Raw genomic sequence first — 16,234 nt, 5'->3', positions numbered from 1 at the left:
TTCATATGTAAGCAAAGGGCAGACTGATCTCAACAATCAGCTCTGCCCTTTTTCTTTTATTTCATAACACTGAACTTCTTAGTCGCGGTTCGAACTACATCATCCGCTCCCCAGACAATAACGCCGACCACTTTGGTGGCTTCCAAGTCCATGGACGCAATCTCACCTTCATACTGCTCGAAGGCATTGTTGAGCGATTGTCCCGTCTGCGAGAAAACAACATAGTTTAGTTCTTCGTTCTCAGTTGAACAGGATTTGGTTAAGTTGATGAGTTGGTTCTCGCCAGCCTTCAGGATGACCGTACTAAACCGGATACCCGCATGCTGATTACCGCTCTGATCCAGTACAGGGGCATCCGAATACAATCCGGGCTCCCTTAGGGCTGCTTGTCCCATTAATAATGCGGCAACATTCGCTGCTGCACCAATTTCGAGATTTTTCTCCAGTATAATAGCTATTCTCTTCATATGAGTGCGTTCACCCTCTGCATACTTTTTGTAAAACATACCCACGGCATGTTGATTCCCTCTCGCAATACTTTGTAGGTCACTAACCCATAATGGTCGGCACAGAGCTGATTCGTGAGTGCAATGGAACCCTCCGCATTGTGCATGACCTTTCTGCAAGCTTCAGGGTTGGACGATACGGTTCTGTTCTCTCTATAGATTGTATCAAGTTCAGATAACAAGTATGTAGTCGCTGGATGATGATAAATGATGTCGATCTGCTCGGGACATACAGCATCGAAGCCGGATAGGACCAGCGCAGGAATCTTCTCTACAAAGCTCTCAGACACCACCAATTCGGAATCCATGATGAAGCTGTTTAGCTTTGGATAAGCCCCGGGAACCAACAAGCAGGAAATTACCCCTGATTTCAAATCTTCCGCAGCCGCTTCAAATTCGGGGTATGGCTTGATAAGTTCAGAGTTGCCCAGCTTCTTCGCGATATGCATGCTGCAAGTCAGGAATCCTTCATCGTCTCCCAATGTTCCCAGTACGGCATATTTCTCTTTGGTTATCTCCATTTATTTCTATTTCCTCCTTTTTATTTCTAATCCGCTAAAGATCGTATACCAAAAAAATCCTATTGTCAATTAACACTTTAACGTAACAAAAATATGTATTATCATGCATATATTTAACAAAAAACTGTATTGTAAATGGAAAATATTGATATATAATGGTATGAAATGTGTTTTGCTAAATTACTTTTTACTAGAGGGAGGATTTATGAGAACCATCGTATACATATCTGATTTCAGACTTCCAGTTGGCTTAAACTTTGTGAAACCTCTGAAGAAATTAGCTGATTACAAGAAAATTCTGATCATCGAGCGGTACAATCTGCATAACGAGGATGTACTCAAAGACTTCTTCGACGAAATCAGATATATCGACCATTTGGAATCAGTGGACTCCATTAGAGACCATATCATTGATATTCGAAAGTCGCATTCCATTGCTGCCTTGTTAACTCCGGGTGAAAATGCCATTGAGATCGGCGGCCAAATCCGATCCGAATTCGGCATCCCCGGTATGCAGCGCAATCAAGCCGAAGCCGTCCGCAATAAATGGATTATGAAACAAATGCTTCATCAACGCGGAATTCGGACTTCGGACATTGTAATTGCCCTGAATGAAGAGGACTACCTCCAATTCACCGATAAACACGGGTTCCCGATTATTGTAAAGCCGCTCAGCGGATATGGGAGTATTAATACGTTTAAATTTTCCAGCATGGAAGAATTGATCCACTATCTCCAGCACTCAAGACAAGAGCAGCAAAAGGACTTGCTGGAGGAATTCATCAGCGGTACAGAGCTTCACTGTGATTCCATTGTCTCGAAGGGTGAAGTGGTATTCTCATCCGTCTCCCAGTACCTGTATAACTGTCTGGACATTGCCACGAACCAGAAGCCGCCGGCAAGTATTACTTTTCCTGAAGGTTCCGGGGAGAATTTCATTCAACGGATCAAAGAGGTTAACACACAGGTCATTGCCGCACTCGGAATCAATCATTCCGTAACACATGCCGAACTGTTCCTGACTCCCCAAGGAGAAGTCGTATTTGGCGAGATCGGTGCAAGAATCGGGGGTTCACAGGTTATGCCGCCTTGTATCAAGAACACACACGGCGTTGATTTCTTCAAGGCAGTCACTGAATTGGAAGTTGGCATATATGAATTCAGCAAACAAGAGACGAGTAACAAGTATACAGGCATGATTTGTTTTCCTTCACGCTCAGGAATCATTCGGAATATTTCCGGAATAGAGGATTATGAGGATATCTCCGGGATTATTGAGTTCCATGTAGCTTACCAGGTGGGACAACGCGCCGGAGACGTGAGTGATACGATGACCCGATCAGGCTTTGCGATTGTGGAAGGTGATTCGTTTGAGGAATTGCGTCATACATTGCTGGATATGTACGATCGTTTCAACATAGAAGTTAATGTTGCCGAAACCGTATAGGCTGTCTGGGAAGAACGGGTAAGCCCATAGCTGGATTGACCGTTTCTGGGGAGGTTTGGATGTATTGTCTTTATTCAAAACATATGCGGGGTTAAGCCGCGAAATATATTATCTTTGTTTGGCCCGAACGATTAACAGCACAGGGGATTTCGTATTTTCCCTCATTACCTTGGTTCTGACTTTGCAGATGGGGATGAACGTTGTCAATGCAGGCATATTTGTTTCAATGGCAGCCTTGATCAGCGGGCCAGGCGTACTCCTTGGGGGGTATTTGAGTGATGTCATGGGCAAAAAAACCATTATCGTTACCGGACAATCGCTTGCTGCTATCATAATCATCTGCTGCTCGTTCTGGTCGGGCACTATTACGGTTGGATATTTGCTAATTGCAGTTATGTTCTTCATCAGCATTACCCGGCCTGCATATAACGCGTTGATCATTCAGCTGTCTCCACAGGAAACAGGGCGAAAATCCGCCTTCTCTCTGATGTATTTGGGAGCCAATCTGGGTATAGCCATCGGGCCGTTGGTGGCCGGCTTTTTCATCAAGGATTATATCAACATGGTCTTTATAAGTATTGGCTCCGTGTTTCTGTTATCCAGCTTCATCATCATCAACCGGGTAAAGGTTGGTACAGCCAAGGAATTGGACTCAACAGGCGGCCAACATGCTGTCCAACAACAACAACAACAACTACAACCAAGCCAATCGCCTTCTCCATTATTCAGACTGTTGCTGAAAAATCCGCTCGTCGCCTTCTTTATCGTGGTGTCATTCCTTAATTATTTTATCTATATGCAATACTCGTTTAGCCTTCCGCTCCAAATGAATTATTCGTTCGGTGAGAACGGCGCGGCATATTACGGCTCTGTCATGACTATTAATGCCATCAGCGTCATCGTTCTGACTACCTTAATCCTGTCCGTTACACGCAAATTAACCGCGCTAAACTCCATTGCCATAGGGGCACTCTTCTATGGAATCGGATTTGGTGCGTTGAGCTTGATGGGTTACTTTCCCTATTTCACCCTTGTGGCCATCTCTACGGTGCTGTGGACCATTGGAGAGATTTTGGTGCAGACCAATATCAATCTGTATATTGCTTCGCGTGTACCGGACACGCATCAGGGGCGGTTTAACGGTCTGCTGCTGTTCGTAGGCTGCCTGGGCTATACACTCAGTCCGTATTTAACCGGAATTTTTATCAAAAGCATGGACATGGGGAGCGTATGGATCATTATTCTGGCCTTCAGCTTGTTCTATGCGTTGTGCATGATAATCCTGTGGTATATCGAAAAAAGCTCAACCAGAAAAAGTGAAATTGAACCATTGGATTTATCACAAAGTGTTTGAGCATCGAAGCTGGTCCCCAGGATCAGCTTTTGTCCTTTTATCATCATTTTTACACCAATTTATGATGTAAAAACCCTTTTTAATAAGGTCGTAGAAGTCTCAAATACCCGATGAACTATAAAGGGGGATTTTTCTTGCTTTTCACTAAAATAAACAGAAGAGATAGGAAAAACAGAAACTCTGAAATACTGACCAACAGCCTCATGCATTCCCCTAAATCCTTTAATCCAAATAGAATATGGATCAGCGAAATCATTCCCGTAATTACAGCGACCACTACAGCCAAAACCAGCATGCATTAATCCCCTCAAAATTTATTTTAAATTCAACACTACCAAACTATTCCTTTAAATTACAAATAATGATAGATTAAAAGGAGAGTAATATGGATATACATTCCAAAGGAGGATATTAATATTGAGTAAATCTATTGTTCTACGCTGTGTCTTAACCTGTCTGTTATTTCTGAGTTCATTATCTGCCCTGTCCACCCCAGCCAATGCAGAAGCTTCAGCGGCTGCCAATGGGCGCAATCCGATTGTTCTTGTACACGGTATTGGAGGCGCGGGATTTAACTTTGCCAGCATCGAAAGAGCGCTAATAAACGAAGGATATTCCCGAAGTGACCTGTACGCCATCGATTTCCTGGACAAGTCGGGAAACAATGTCACCAATTCACGTCAGTTATCTGCCTATATTGATGATGTCCTGCGGAAGACTGGCGCCAGCCAGGTCGATATCATTGCCCACAGCATGGGCGGAGCCAACACCCTGTATTATATCAACACCCTCGGTGGTGGTAAAAATATAGGCAAAGTCGTTACGCTCGGTTCTCCCAATCGGCTTGTAGCCCGTTCCGCTCCAAACGGTATTGATTATACCTCCATCTACAGTACGTCGGACTTTATTGTAAATAATACGTTATCCCCTCTGAACGGGGCGAACAATATTCGCATTTTCGGGGTAACCCATATCGGCCTGTTGACTGACCGTGGTGTTCAAAGCCATATCATGAACGCTTTAAAGTAAAAACAAAATATAAAGAAGGCGGGTATCCATACGGAAACCCGCCTTTTATTTGTACTTTTACTTTATCTGCGCTTTTCTCGGAGCATTCGGGCAGAAGGGTTCAGGAGACGTTAGCGTTATTTCTTAAAATCTCCTAAAAAAGACGCTAAAAACAGCTTCAAAATTCGATAAAGTTTACCCGCGCAGTCTCCGGGAACTCAGCGCATGATGACCATTTTGCAGGAACGTGCTTCGTGTATTCTTCATCAGTTCAATCCGGCGTTCAGCCAGACGATCTGCGGCAATATACGTTGCGATGCCTTCGGTCCGCGACGTGTCGAAGATTTTCTCCAGGTTATTGTAAATCTCCCCAACCTTGCTCCAAGCTCGATCCGCGTTATAGCCGTTCAACTCGTCCGCGATATTGATTACGCCGCCTGCATTAATCACGTAGTCTGGTGCGTATACAATCCCCATCTCATGAAGCTTGTCACCATGACGTGGCTCCAGCAGCTGATTGTTGGCACAGCCTGCCACGACCTTGGCCTTGAACTGTTTTAACGTATCATCATTAATTGTCCCGCCCAAGGCACACGGAGCATAAATATCACAATCCACTCCAGTAATGTCGGCAGGGTCTACCGCCTTAGCACCGAATTGATCCACAGCCTGCTTCACGGAATCCTTACGGATATCGGTCACAATCAGATGCGCACCTTCTTCGTACAAATGTTTGCACAGACGCATCGCCACGTTGCCCACACCCTGTACAGCCACAGTTTTGCCTTCCAGCAAATCTGTGCCGAAGGCTTCCTTCGCCGCGGCCTTCATGCCCTGATATACCCCCCATGCTGTTGCCGGGGAAGGATTACCGGAGGAGCCGTAGCTTGGCGATATACCTGTAACATAGTCGGTCTCCTGATAGATCAGATTCATATCTTCCTCAGTTGTTCCCACATCCTCTGCGGTGACATAACGTCCGTTCAGTCCCTGAATGTATCGGCCAAAGGCCCGGAACATCGCTTCATTTTTGTCACGGCGCGGATCTCCGATGATTACGGCTTTGCCTCCGCCCAGATTCAGTCCGGATACCGCATGTTTATATGTCATTCCCCGCGCAAGGCGCAAGGCATCTTCAATGGCAGCTTCCTCCGAAGCATAGGTCCACATCCGTGTGCCTCCCAGCGCAGGACCGAGTGTTGTATCGTGAATAGCAATAATTGCTTTTAATCCAGAGGCTCTATCCTGGCACAGTACCAGTTCCTCATAATCGTGATGTTCCATTGCTTCAAACCAGTTCATGTGTTAACCGTCTCCTCCAACCATTTTTGCGATCCATTCGCCTTCTTCAGTTCGTCTTCCATCCTCTATTGTACCCATGAATATCAAGTTTGTGCAAAATCACATCTGGATGTACAAAAAGACCTTTCTCCCTCCACAGGGAAAAAGGTTCATATAATCCAGCACAGCATGGAATTTGTAAAAAGGCGGTATCAACATGTAATCATGACAAGGTTTCAACCACGTTAATGGGATGCAAATCCCCACTCACGGCGAATGACGCTTGCCCGGTCTCTTCCGAGACCACCAGTACAACCGCATCCGTCAGTTCACTCAATCCGAGAGCAGCCCTGTGCCTTGTGCCAATCTTCCGTTCACGGGCAATCGCCTGTGACAAAGGCAGTACATTACCGGCAGATACAATCTGATTGCCTCGAATCAGTACAGCCCCATCATGCAGAGGTGCACCCGGTATAAATAAAGACTCCAGCAACGCATGAGTAACCCGGGCATCGACTGCAACTCCTGAATGGATAATCGGTTCAAGCGGCACTTCCCGTTCAATCACAATGAGAGCACCATATCTGCGATCAGACAAATGCTGTATACTGGCAGTCAGTTCGGCAAATTTCTCCGTGAAGGGTGACAGATAACAATCCAGATAAAAGGAAGACGCAAGCACCTCGATCTGCTTGATCTCGGCCCGAATCTCCGCAAATTGGCCCAGCAAACACACACTGTCATTATCAAAGGTGGATAACGTCAGGTTCATTCGCTCTGCCACACGATGAAGATCTCTTTTGAGTTTTTGCCTCATGGACGAGCTGTCACAATCTGCTTGCCGATTCATCATGGTCTTCCTCCTCACCTTGGCATCTCGCTCATCATTCATCATTACCCATACGTTTCCCTCAGCTCCGGGCATTTATGCAAAATAAAGCCTGTCCGCAATGATTGCGGACAGGCCGATTATCCGTATATTTACCTTACTGCTTATCTTATTGCGCTTTACCGTACGAACCTGCCTTGAACGTTGCAGGATCATACCATTTGTATCCGGCAGCCGGTACAGCCCATGGCTCCGTTTGCGGCTCGGTGGATGAAGCTGGAGCTTCAATCGCAAGCAGACTGGTCGGTGTATCCAATGTCAGTCCAGACACCTGAGCCAGACTCGTATAGCTTTCTTTTACAGCAAGCCATTTCACGGTATTCACAAGGAATACACCGTCATTCACTTCCTTGAAGCCGTCATACGTTGTTTTGGCAGCGCCCGTTTCCTCACGACGATATTTTGGAGTGGCATCCTCAACAGGTGAGGAGTCACCAATAAATGCCGCTTTACCTGCTCCTACCTTGGCAATCGCTGCGTAGGCTCCTTCAGCCCGTCCGCCGCCATTGTATACGCCCTGATCGACCGCGTTGCCCCATTTGGATACACCGCTAGGCACATATACCAGGCCTTTAGCTTTGTTTGGATCAATAATGGCAAGGGTAGAACCTGCATGCATGGCTACAGCACTCACTCCGGTTGTAATGCCGAACGACTGCGAAGGTGCAACGATATCCGTTGCATTCACGTCACCCAGTGCATTGTAGCGGAAGCGAATACCGAAGTTGGATGCCAACCAGTCGGAGCTGGTCACGCCTTGCATGGCTGGAGATTCGGCTTCTGCCGACGACATGCCTTTGGCCGGATTCAGGAATGCACCACGGCGATAGCCGTTGAACACTTCGGAGGAATCCCAGCGGTTTTTGTTCCGGTCTGCATTATAATGATCGGCAATGAAGAAGACACTGCCACCATTCTGCACATATTGCAGCAGTGCTGCCTGCTCAGTAGCTTTGAACGGTACGTTCGCTTCGCCGATAACGAAGACATCATAATCTTTCAATTTATTAAAGGTGATGGCTTGCTCACCGAAGGTATACGGGATGCTGCGTTCCAGCTGATCCACGGTAAAGCCTGCGTTTCGCAAACCATTCGCAAAGTCCGAAAATGCCCCATCAATAACCCAGTCCGCAGCCCCGGCTGTCTGAGCATGCGCATTGTCGAACAATACTTTCTTGCCTGTACCATCCGGCAGTGTCGTGCCTGGATCAGGATCAGGATTGGTTGTTCCAGAGGAGAGCGCGATGGAGGTAGGATTCTTCACCCCGGCGTAGCTGTTATACGCACCCAGCGTTCCGGTTACGATCACCTTCTGCCCTATAAGATTCGGATTGGAAGCCAGTCCATATTGCGAACGGTACGACGCTGGAATTTGCACGTCGAGCAGCTTCGCGTTAGTCTTCTCTGTCGCTGAATCTGCAATCAGGAAGTTGAAATCATTGGCGTATGGAGATGTAAATTTGGCTGTAAGCGATCCGGTAGCATGTCCAACAATATATCCTTCCACCGTTGCTGTTGCTCCGCCACTCTGGGCAGCGATGGCCTGCGATACCGTAATTGGTGCTGCAGCCGCCTGAACAGGACCTTGCGAACCAGGTTGAAGCAGTGCTGTTGCCATCATAATAAAGATCAGGAATGCGCCGATCCAATGCTGCCATACCGCTTTCTTCATACTTGCCTTCTCCTCCTCATAATTACCTGATAATGGGTTATCCACCTTTAATTTAATCGTTCATATGCTGAATTCCTCTTTCTTTTTGTAAAATCTTTGAAAAAACTTTTGGAAATCATGACCATTGCCCATACTGATTAACAAAAGACGCCAAAGGAGATTTCTTATAATGAAGCTTCTATTCCTTCTGCTTCTGCTGATTGTTCCACTTATTATGGCTTTTGTTGCGCTTCGATCCCGGACGGTGACCCGTATTTTTCACGTACTTGCCCTGCTCTGCTTTTATAGTGCAGCCACAGTCATTGCAGGCGATGTGTACGCTACAAATGCCCATATGACAACATTCACCACGGAAATCCATCATTTTCTGTTGAATGGATGGTTTCTTTATCCGTCCGCATACCTGGGTGTGTACATTCCATATTTGCTGTGGATGAGCCTTTTTTCGAAAAAAAATTGAGGAAATTCAAGCTTGGCATTGCATTTTGTCAACGTTCATTGCATAATGATAATATAACTGTGATAATGATTATCATTCTTGAGCTTGTCTCAACTCTTCTGCCTACTGTACATGACTTAACGATTTTATAGATAAAGGGGAACGAACATCGAATGAACACAACTCTGCAAAAAACTGATCTGCAGCTCGACGATTATTTGGATCTTCTGAACCTGGCAACCAATTTGGGTGATACCAAATGGCAAAAGGAAATTATTCGTAAGCTGGCTTATACTTATCCCGCAGTCGAATGTAAACAACCACAATAGCATTTCTACATTTCCATAGCTCATAACCCCTCCTTTACACGGATCGGTTATTGGGCTATTTTTGTTTTACTAGGAGGGGACAGCGATGCAATTGGAAACAGAGCGACTTATCATCCGGGATATTCTGGAGACTGACTGGGAAAGCATACATAGCTATACATCCATGACAGAGGTTACTCAGCATACGGCATGGGGACCGAATACGGAAGAAGATACGCGGGCTTATGTGGAGTCTGTTTTGGATTCTCAGCACATGCAACCACGAGAGGGCTTCGAACTGGCGATATGCTTGAAAAATGAGGGCATCCTAATCGGCGGTGTTGGCCTTCACATCGAAAAGACGAACGCAGAGATCGGTTATGTCCTCAATCCCGTTTATCAGGGGAAAGGGTATGCTGCCGAAGCAGCCCGAGCCATACTTGGCTTTGGCTTCAATACACTTGGCATACACCGGATATATGCGAAATGCCGCCCGAACAACAAGGCTTCAGAGAACGTTATGCAGAAGATTGGCATGCAGCGTGAAGGTCTGATGCGGGAGCATTGGTTCTACAAAGGGAAATATCATGATTCGTGTCTATATTCGATTCTAGTAAAGGAATATGCGGGCGCGAATGTTGGACGCTAATCCCCCGTGCGGCGGGCTGCTATCTCAATCGGGGGCTGAGTGAATAACCTGGGTATGATGCAGGGAGGGCGATAACGCATCCTCGTGCCCTCCTTTTTATCATGTATTAGTTGTCTTGGATGGGAGTCATTAACCATAAGAAAAACCACCTCATGATCAGGTGGCTAATACGGCTATCGTTTCCCGTTACTTTAATGACGTTTCGCTTTGCATGATCTCTTCTAATATTTTTTTACCTGTAAAGTCTATCATCATTCCTTGAGAAGGTTCTTTTTTAGTAATCCATTTTTTTAATTGAGCAACATAATTATCTATAAGAGAATTTGAGAAAAAAGAATAATTGGATAGCAATACAACTCCTACACGGAGTTCCTTGTTGAAAGCTAGATAACTATTAAAACCAGCTGAACCCCCGTTATGCCAAAGGATACCTTTATCTAGAAGTTGATCCTCACCCCAGCCAAAATAACGGTTTGAATCCCCGATCCATATAGGGAGATGACTTTTTTGTAGTGTAGAGGCTATCGGACTATCATCATTTAGATTGGCTTGGACAAATAAACTCAAATCCCTAACCGATGACTTAATCCCCCCAGCTCCTTCATGTATAGAAAGATCCCAATGAGGGACTCTTTTCCCAGTTGAAGCATGTCCATTCAAAAACCTGCCATTCTGTTCTAAATCAAGCATAACGGCTGTCTCATTCATCCTTAATGGGCTTGTGATATATTTTTTCAACAAATCGTCATACGTACTTCCTGACACCTTACATAATATGTATCCTAATAAACCCACACCGATATTGGAATATCCAAACGAACCAATGCTATCCGTGTAATCAGCATTCGATAAAAAAGCAGTTAAATCTTGCTCGGTATACATTGAATAAGGATTCGATCTTTTTTTAGCCAAATTGTGGTTGGTTGCCAATATCGGTAATCCAGAGGTATGAGTAGCAAGGCTTCTCAAGGTAATCTTGTTCAAATAATCGTTTTCAACGTTTTGCACGAACTTACCAACCACGTCATCCGAGGAAAGCAGTTTTTCTTTTTCCATCTCCAATAAGAGTATGGATGTAAAAACTTTGGTTATGGAGCCGATTTCAAACAACTTATTTTCAGAAGGGATCAACCTTTTCTTTTTATTATTATTAAATGAGAAGTATTCAATATCTCCCTCCCTAACAACCCCGATAACAAGCTGTAAATGTTTCTTATCTTTTGTGTAATCTGAAACACAACTTTGTAAATCCATCATAGTAAAATTTACTCTTTTTTTATGAATCATTCATTACTAGAATGTTGAAATCAGGTTAATCAACCTATTTTGGGCAAGCAAACTATGTATTCGTTTCCAATTCCTGATTTCCCTGCCCCGTTAGCTGAACCCTCTAAACTTTTTGATTCATTACCACTGCTTCAAGCCACTCATATCACGCCAAAAAAGCTGACCCCGAGTAAATCGGACATCAGCTTTTTCCACCTCTCCGTAACGACCCCAATCGCCATCGAAGGTACAACCCTATTCACATTGCTTCCATTACAATCGGCACAACTCTACCGGGCAGCTTGGGAATGTGGGACATCCGCACATGCAGCGCAAGGCTGCCAGGTCCCGAATCATCAACTTTCCATCCATGGTGTCCAGCGTCCCCTGTTCTTTCCAGGCTCCCAACATACGCGTTACACTCTCCCGCGTTGCACCAATCATCTCCGACAACTCGGTATGATTCAGCTTCATGTCGAGCACGATGCCATCCGGCGTAACTCTGCCATACGAGTTGCTGGCACGAATGAGCGTCGATGCAAGCGCACCTGCCTTGCCATAGAGCAGCAGATCCCGGAAACGCGATTGGGTGATGCGCTGAGCGAGCGCCATCCATTGCAGGAATTTCAAGGCAAGATCGCCATGTTTGCTAAGCACACTTTCCAAGTCACTGAGCGATACGATCCCCAGCTCTCCTTTGCCTGTCATCTCTGCACTGTAGCTATGAGTCAACCCGCCGATACCGCCAAACTCTCCGATCAGATCCCCGGTTTGCTGAATCGATAAAATAATTTCTTTGCCGTCTTCGGTCGACTTGGTCAGCTTCACTCTTCCCGAGCGAATGTAGTACAAGTATCCGGCTTCATCGCCTTCCAGAAAGAGACTGTACCCCGACTTTACCCGTTTTGGCTGCATCTTCGCCTCGATCAAGCCCCATTGTTCAGCTGTCACGAACGAAAGGATTCCACCTGTCTCCCGTGTCATCTTGCTCGCCTCCGTCTGTTCATGTTGTGTCGCCTGGGTTGTTCTTTCTTTAAATACCGTACCCATTACCATCGTCCCCCTCGGTGTTTCCTTATGTATCCATCATACCGCGGATTTAGCGTGGTGGTTATCGGGGGATTACCTGAACCTCACCGGGAAACTCCCTGAATTTGCTGTGAGATAAATCACACTTATGAGGTACCTTTACGACTCCGCAATCGAAAAAAGCCTTACCCTACAGGGCCTGGATGCCTGTCCACACACAGGATCAGCAAATTGCAGAACGGAAATAGGGGTTTTCCCTGAATTACATTACGGAAGAAAGGGGCTACAATAGAAGCAGTGGCGAAATACCCTTATTTTAAGATGTTCCCTGACCACAGGTTAACGATATTGATAATGATTACACCGTAACGCACGGTATGATTCCAAAAAAGGAAGTGTCCTCTCATGCATGATGAACTGCCATCTGGCATTCAGGAGATGATCGACGGCCTACGCCTGACTACCTCCAGCGATTTTTGCGGACTGGCCTGCCTGTCCGGGACGATGCTGCGCTGGAAGTATACATCCGGCGCCAGCAACGAACGGGTGAAACGCATGGAGATGCGTCCCGGACAAGACCTGGTAGGCACAGCCCTTCGGACTGGACGCACCGCTCTATCTGATGCACAATCCACCGGGGAGCATACACCCGGTCGTTGCCCGTTAATGCTTGCGGAGCGGTTGGTCTGTGCCATAGCAGTCCCTGTGTTCCAGCAAGGAAGCGTACCTGGTGCTGTGCTGCTCGTTGGCAGCAGACTGCCTTGCACGTTCTCCCCGGAGATCGTCCGTCAGACTGAACAGGTCGCTATACACTTGCAGCCAAAAGTATTTGGATAAATACAGCTGTCTGTAATACGCTAAGAAGTCTTGTTATTTCCTTATGGGAGTAACGAGACTTTTTTGATTATGGTTTATTCTTAGTTGAACAAGCCTTAATTAATCAAATTGCCATCGCTCCTCTGTGTAACTCGACGTCACTCACACAGATTGATATAATCGAGTCCATACATCGATATGTTCAAGATAGAATATATCGCTAGGAGGCTACTAATATGCTCGTACTGACAAATGCCCGTGTGATTCCTTCGGAAACAGCCCAGCAAACGGGCCCTATTTCCATAGAATCTCCTTCCCTGGTAACCTGTACAGCCACGGTGAATTTTCGTTATGGTCAGGTGCATGGGGTTTTACATAAAGGCCATACTCTTTTCTTGCATCCCCCATGCTCCCTGGAGCTTATACACACTAACTCGGCTTCTACCTTCACGGTATATCATATCGGCTTTCTCGAATACGGATTAACGAAAGAGACTCATGAGAAGCGTGTCTATGAACTTACAGCAGAAAATTTGCCTGTACATGGATCAAAGACTGGAGCAAGTTCACAAGGACTGCGGATTCTTGCCATTATCCAGGAACTTACCAACAAATGTTCAGGTAGTATCCAAACCGAAGAAGCCCGATCCCATTTTCTACTGAGTGAGCTGCTTGAGTTGTTCAAACTGGCGGTTAAACCAGCCACAGAAATGGTGGACAGTGTAATTCGGGATGCTCTTTACTATATTAATCATCACTACGGCGATCATCTCACCCGGGACGACATTGCCCGCATGACCGGATTTAACGCAAGCTATTTCTCCAGATTTTTTCAAAAACAGGTGGGGCGCAGCTTCCAGGCTCATCTGACCCGTGTTCGGATGGACAAGGCCAAGCAATATCTCCTATCCACGCAGTCCACATTGAATGAAATTGCCTTGCTGGTAGGCTACGCCGACGGTTTATATTTAAGCCGCAAGTTCAAGCAATTTACCGGAATCAGCCCAAGTGAGTATCGATTACAGCCACGTGCGAGTCGGATTGCAACTGTTCAATATACTGGGGATCTGCTTGCCCTTGGCATTCAACCCGTTGCCGCTTCCTTTCTTCCCTGGGCCCTGTCTCCATTGATCCAAGGTGAGCTGCATGATGTAATTGATCTGGATGAACATGGCGTGGAAGAATTACTGCGCGCTGAACCGATTGATTTGATCATCGCACCGGATTATCTGTACTACTTGCCGCACAAGCTCGAACAACTTGAACGTATATCCCAAGTCATTGTTCTGCCTTGGAACCAACTGGATCGACTGGAGACGGTTCGTCTGATTGGCCGAATTGTAGGACGAGAACAGGCCGCCGAGGATTGGATCGAACATTACACAACACGGGCTAGAAACGAATCTGATCGACTAAAGGATTTGATTAAACCTGGAGAAACGGTTGGTCTGTATGAGCTGTGGGAAGACGGCACCATTTGTATCTGGAATGCAACCGCCAGAGCGGCCTACAATGTGTATTATGGACTTCATCTTACTCCCCACCCCAACATCCTCCGTGATGTTCTGGAACCTGACATTCATCAATACATCGAAGAAGACCAGTTAATAGAGTATGCAGCAGATCATATGTTTCTTGTTCTTCCAGCACATGAAGGTGGCTTGTATCACGATTCAGCAGATAAACTTAGAGAGCGCCCGGGCTGGCGCAAGATTATGAATAACGGAAATAGCCGCATTTACCCTCTCCAGCTGGAACAATTCTGGTGTAATGATGCCTTGTCTCTGGAGAAGCAGCTTGAAATTATGGTAGGTATTCTGATTCAGGAGAATAGCGTTAACGCCAGGTAACATTTGTCCATACTGAATTGGTCACATTTTGAGATGGACGATCCTTGTGCCCAAAAGCTACGATACATAGGAGGGTTTATTGAGAAAGATAATCATTATTGATTGGGGAGAAGCAGAATGACAGGGGTTAGATCAAAATGGTGGACCGGGCTTATGATCCTGGTACTGGTGATAGGAATTATTGGCTGTTCCAGCCAAGCGGAAGAAACAATAGAAAATAAAGCTTCCGCACCTGCTGTAACAGAAGAACAACCAGAGAACAGCGCAGCAGAAACACAAGTCATATCGACGGTAAACGGAGATGTTGAAATTCCCGTGAATCCTAAGCGTATCGTTACACAAGGTTATCTTGCTGATTTTCTGGCACTTGGTGTCAAACCTGTAGGCGCGCCAGATTATGAGCTAGAGAGCCCTTATGTGCTTGATCTGGTTGAGGGCGTAGCGGACATTGGTCGGATTGACGGCGGCTCAGTGGAGAAAATTCTGTCGATCCAGCCCGACCTGATCGTTACCGTAGGTGGAGATGAGAAACTGAATGAACAATATCGTAAAATCGCACCGACACTCATCATCCCTTACGGAACTTATGACAATGTTCATGAGGAAATCACCGCTTTTGGTAAAATCATTAACAAACAAAAGGAAGCCCAGGATTGGTTATCCCAATTCGAAGTAAAAGTGAAGACAGCCAAAGAGTCCATTCAAGGGCTGGTCAAGGAAGGTACAACCTTTTCCAACTTCAGCCTGTTCGGCAAGGAATGGTACATCAACGGGGATGGGGTCAATCGCGGTGGACAGGCCATCTATCAACAGCTCGGACTGAAAGCACCAGATATTGTGCAGAAAGAGCTTATTGATCAGGATAAAGATACCGTAGCGATATCTGAGGAAAAGTTGGCAGATTACGCCGGTGACTATATCTTCCTGGATTTGTCCAACGGAGGCTCACTGGATGAGGGTTCACCCGTATGGTCGTCTCTGGACGCCGTGAAGAACAATCGCGTGTTCAAGCTCGACGGAGAACGCTTCTGGCCTTATGATCCACTTGCCGTGGAGGCACAGGTTCAGGAAATTGCAGACATGATTAAGGAGCGTTTCGGTAAAACCGAGAACTAAATTGTATTTCCTCTTGTCCGATCTATAGAGAAATAAACTATAGAGAATCGAAGCCATTCAGAGATTAACCTCTGAATGGCTTT

General features: G+C 46.0%; 16 protein-coding genes. 9 read left to right on the top strand and 7 right to left on the bottom strand.

Annotated features, from left to right (window positions below):
* Positions 1 to 56 precede the first annotated feature (56 nt).
* Positions 57 to 467 carry a DUF2000 family protein gene (locus P5G61_RS14960; RefSeq protein WP_301247280.1) on the bottom strand — a complete coding sequence of 137 codons (411 nt, stop codon included), beginning with the start codon at positions 465 to 467 and terminating at the stop codon, positions 57 to 59.
* On the bottom strand, positions 464 to 1,027 hold the full coding sequence (locus tag P5G61_RS14955; protein WP_301247279.1) for a hypothetical protein: 564 nt from the start codon (positions 1,025 to 1,027) through the stop codon (positions 464 to 466). The genes P5G61_RS14960 and P5G61_RS14955 overlap by 4 nt, the downstream gene beginning before the upstream one ends.
* 205 nt (positions 1,028 to 1,232) lie before the next feature.
* On the opposite strand from P5G61_RS14955, the gene P5G61_RS14950 reads away from it, so the two are divergent.
* The 3 genes from P5G61_RS14950 (at position 1,233) to P5G61_RS14940 (ending at position 4,857) form a co-directional block, all read left to right on the top strand.
* A complete protein-coding gene (locus P5G61_RS14950) occupies positions 1,233 to 2,474 on the top strand; it encodes an ATP-grasp domain-containing protein (RefSeq protein WP_301247278.1) in 1,242 nt (413 codons plus the stop codon).
* A gap of 64 nt (positions 2,475 to 2,538) precedes the next feature.
* Entirely contained in the window at positions 2,539 to 3,828 is a 1,290-nt protein-coding gene (locus P5G61_RS14945; protein WP_301247277.1) for an MFS transporter, read from the top strand.
* Positions 3,829 to 4,245: 417 nt separating this feature from the next.
* Positions 4,246 to 4,857 carry an esterase/lipase family protein gene (locus P5G61_RS14940; protein ID WP_301247276.1) on the top strand — a complete coding sequence of 204 codons (612 nt, stop codon included), beginning with the start codon at positions 4,246 to 4,248 and terminating at the stop codon, positions 4,855 to 4,857.
* Between the two features lie 174 nt (positions 4,858 to 5,031).
* Here the strand turns inward: P5G61_RS14940 and P5G61_RS14935 are convergent, their stop codons facing one another.
* From P5G61_RS14935 to P5G61_RS14925, 3 genes are all read right to left on the bottom strand, one after another.
* Entirely contained in the window at positions 5,032 to 6,138 is a 1,107-nt protein-coding gene (locus P5G61_RS14935) for a Leu/Phe/Val dehydrogenase (protein ID WP_301247275.1), read from the bottom strand.
* Between the two features lie 202 nt (positions 6,139 to 6,340).
* Positions 6,341 to 6,970 carry a sporulation-specific diadenylate cyclase CdaS gene (gene cdaS, locus P5G61_RS14930; protein ID WP_301247274.1) on the bottom strand — a complete coding sequence of 210 codons (630 nt, stop codon included), beginning with the start codon at positions 6,968 to 6,970 and terminating at the stop codon, positions 6,341 to 6,343.
* A 145-nt stretch (positions 6,971 to 7,115) separates the two neighbouring features.
* Positions 7,116 to 8,624, bottom strand: coding sequence for a DUF6359 domain-containing protein (locus tag P5G61_RS14925; RefSeq protein WP_435874195.1), 1,509 nt, complete (start codon positions 8,622 to 8,624; stop codon positions 7,116 to 7,118).
* A 223-nt stretch (positions 8,625 to 8,847) separates the two neighbouring features.
* Between P5G61_RS14925 and P5G61_RS14920 the strand changes: the two genes are divergently transcribed.
* From P5G61_RS14920 to P5G61_RS14910, 3 genes are all read left to right on the top strand, one after another.
* Entirely contained in the window at positions 8,848 to 9,138 is a 291-nt protein-coding gene (locus tag P5G61_RS14920; RefSeq protein WP_079348592.1) for a hypothetical protein, read from the top strand.
* Positions 9,139 to 9,290: 152 nt separating this feature from the next.
* The gene (locus tag P5G61_RS14915; RefSeq protein ID WP_179132754.1) at positions 9,291 to 9,446 is read left to right on the top strand and encodes a hypothetical protein; all 156 of its coding nucleotides are present in this window, start codon (positions 9,291 to 9,293) and stop codon (positions 9,444 to 9,446) included.
* Positions 9,447 to 9,531: 85 nt separating this feature from the next.
* On the top strand, positions 9,532 to 10,074 hold the full coding sequence (locus tag P5G61_RS14910; RefSeq protein ID WP_301247273.1) for a GNAT family N-acetyltransferase: 543 nt from the start codon (positions 9,532 to 9,534) through the stop codon (positions 10,072 to 10,074).
* A 186-nt stretch (positions 10,075 to 10,260) separates the two neighbouring features.
* Here P5G61_RS14910 and P5G61_RS14905 read toward each other — a convergent pair whose 3' ends face one another.
* The gene (locus P5G61_RS14905) at positions 10,261 to 11,361 is read right to left on the bottom strand and encodes a serine hydrolase domain-containing protein (RefSeq protein WP_301247272.1); all 1,101 of its coding nucleotides are present in this window, start codon (positions 11,359 to 11,361) and stop codon (positions 10,261 to 10,263) included.
* A gap of 252 nt (positions 11,362 to 11,613) precedes the next feature.
* Positions 11,614 to 12,390, bottom strand: coding sequence for a Crp/Fnr family transcriptional regulator (locus P5G61_RS14900; protein WP_024632329.1), 777 nt, complete (start codon positions 12,388 to 12,390; stop codon positions 11,614 to 11,616).
* 384 nt (positions 12,391 to 12,774) lie between these two features.
* Here P5G61_RS14900 and P5G61_RS14895 point away from each other — a divergent pair, with 384 nt between their 5' ends.
* The 3 genes from P5G61_RS14895 (at position 12,775) to P5G61_RS14885 (ending at position 16,151) form a co-directional block, all read left to right on the top strand.
* Positions 12,775 to 13,206 carry a GAF domain-containing protein gene (locus P5G61_RS14895; protein ID WP_301247271.1) on the top strand — a complete coding sequence of 144 codons (432 nt, stop codon included), beginning with the start codon at positions 12,775 to 12,777 and terminating at the stop codon, positions 13,204 to 13,206.
* A gap of 215 nt (positions 13,207 to 13,421) precedes the next feature.
* Positions 13,422 to 15,035, top strand: coding sequence for a helix-turn-helix domain-containing protein (locus tag P5G61_RS14890; RefSeq protein WP_301247270.1), 1,614 nt, complete (start codon positions 13,422 to 13,424; stop codon positions 15,033 to 15,035).
* Between the two features lie 117 nt (positions 15,036 to 15,152).
* The gene (locus tag P5G61_RS14885; RefSeq protein WP_301247269.1) at positions 15,153 to 16,151 is read left to right on the top strand and encodes an ABC transporter substrate-binding protein; all 999 of its coding nucleotides are present in this window, start codon (positions 15,153 to 15,155) and stop codon (positions 16,149 to 16,151) included.
* Positions 16,152 to 16,234: the final 83 nt, after the last annotated feature.

This window comes from Paenibacillus vandeheii, from assembly GCF_030433635.1.
Taxonomy (GTDB): Bacteria; Bacillota; Bacilli; order Paenibacillales; family Paenibacillaceae; genus Paenibacillus; species Paenibacillus vandeheii.
This window is presented reverse-complemented; position numbering and strand designations above follow the sequence as displayed.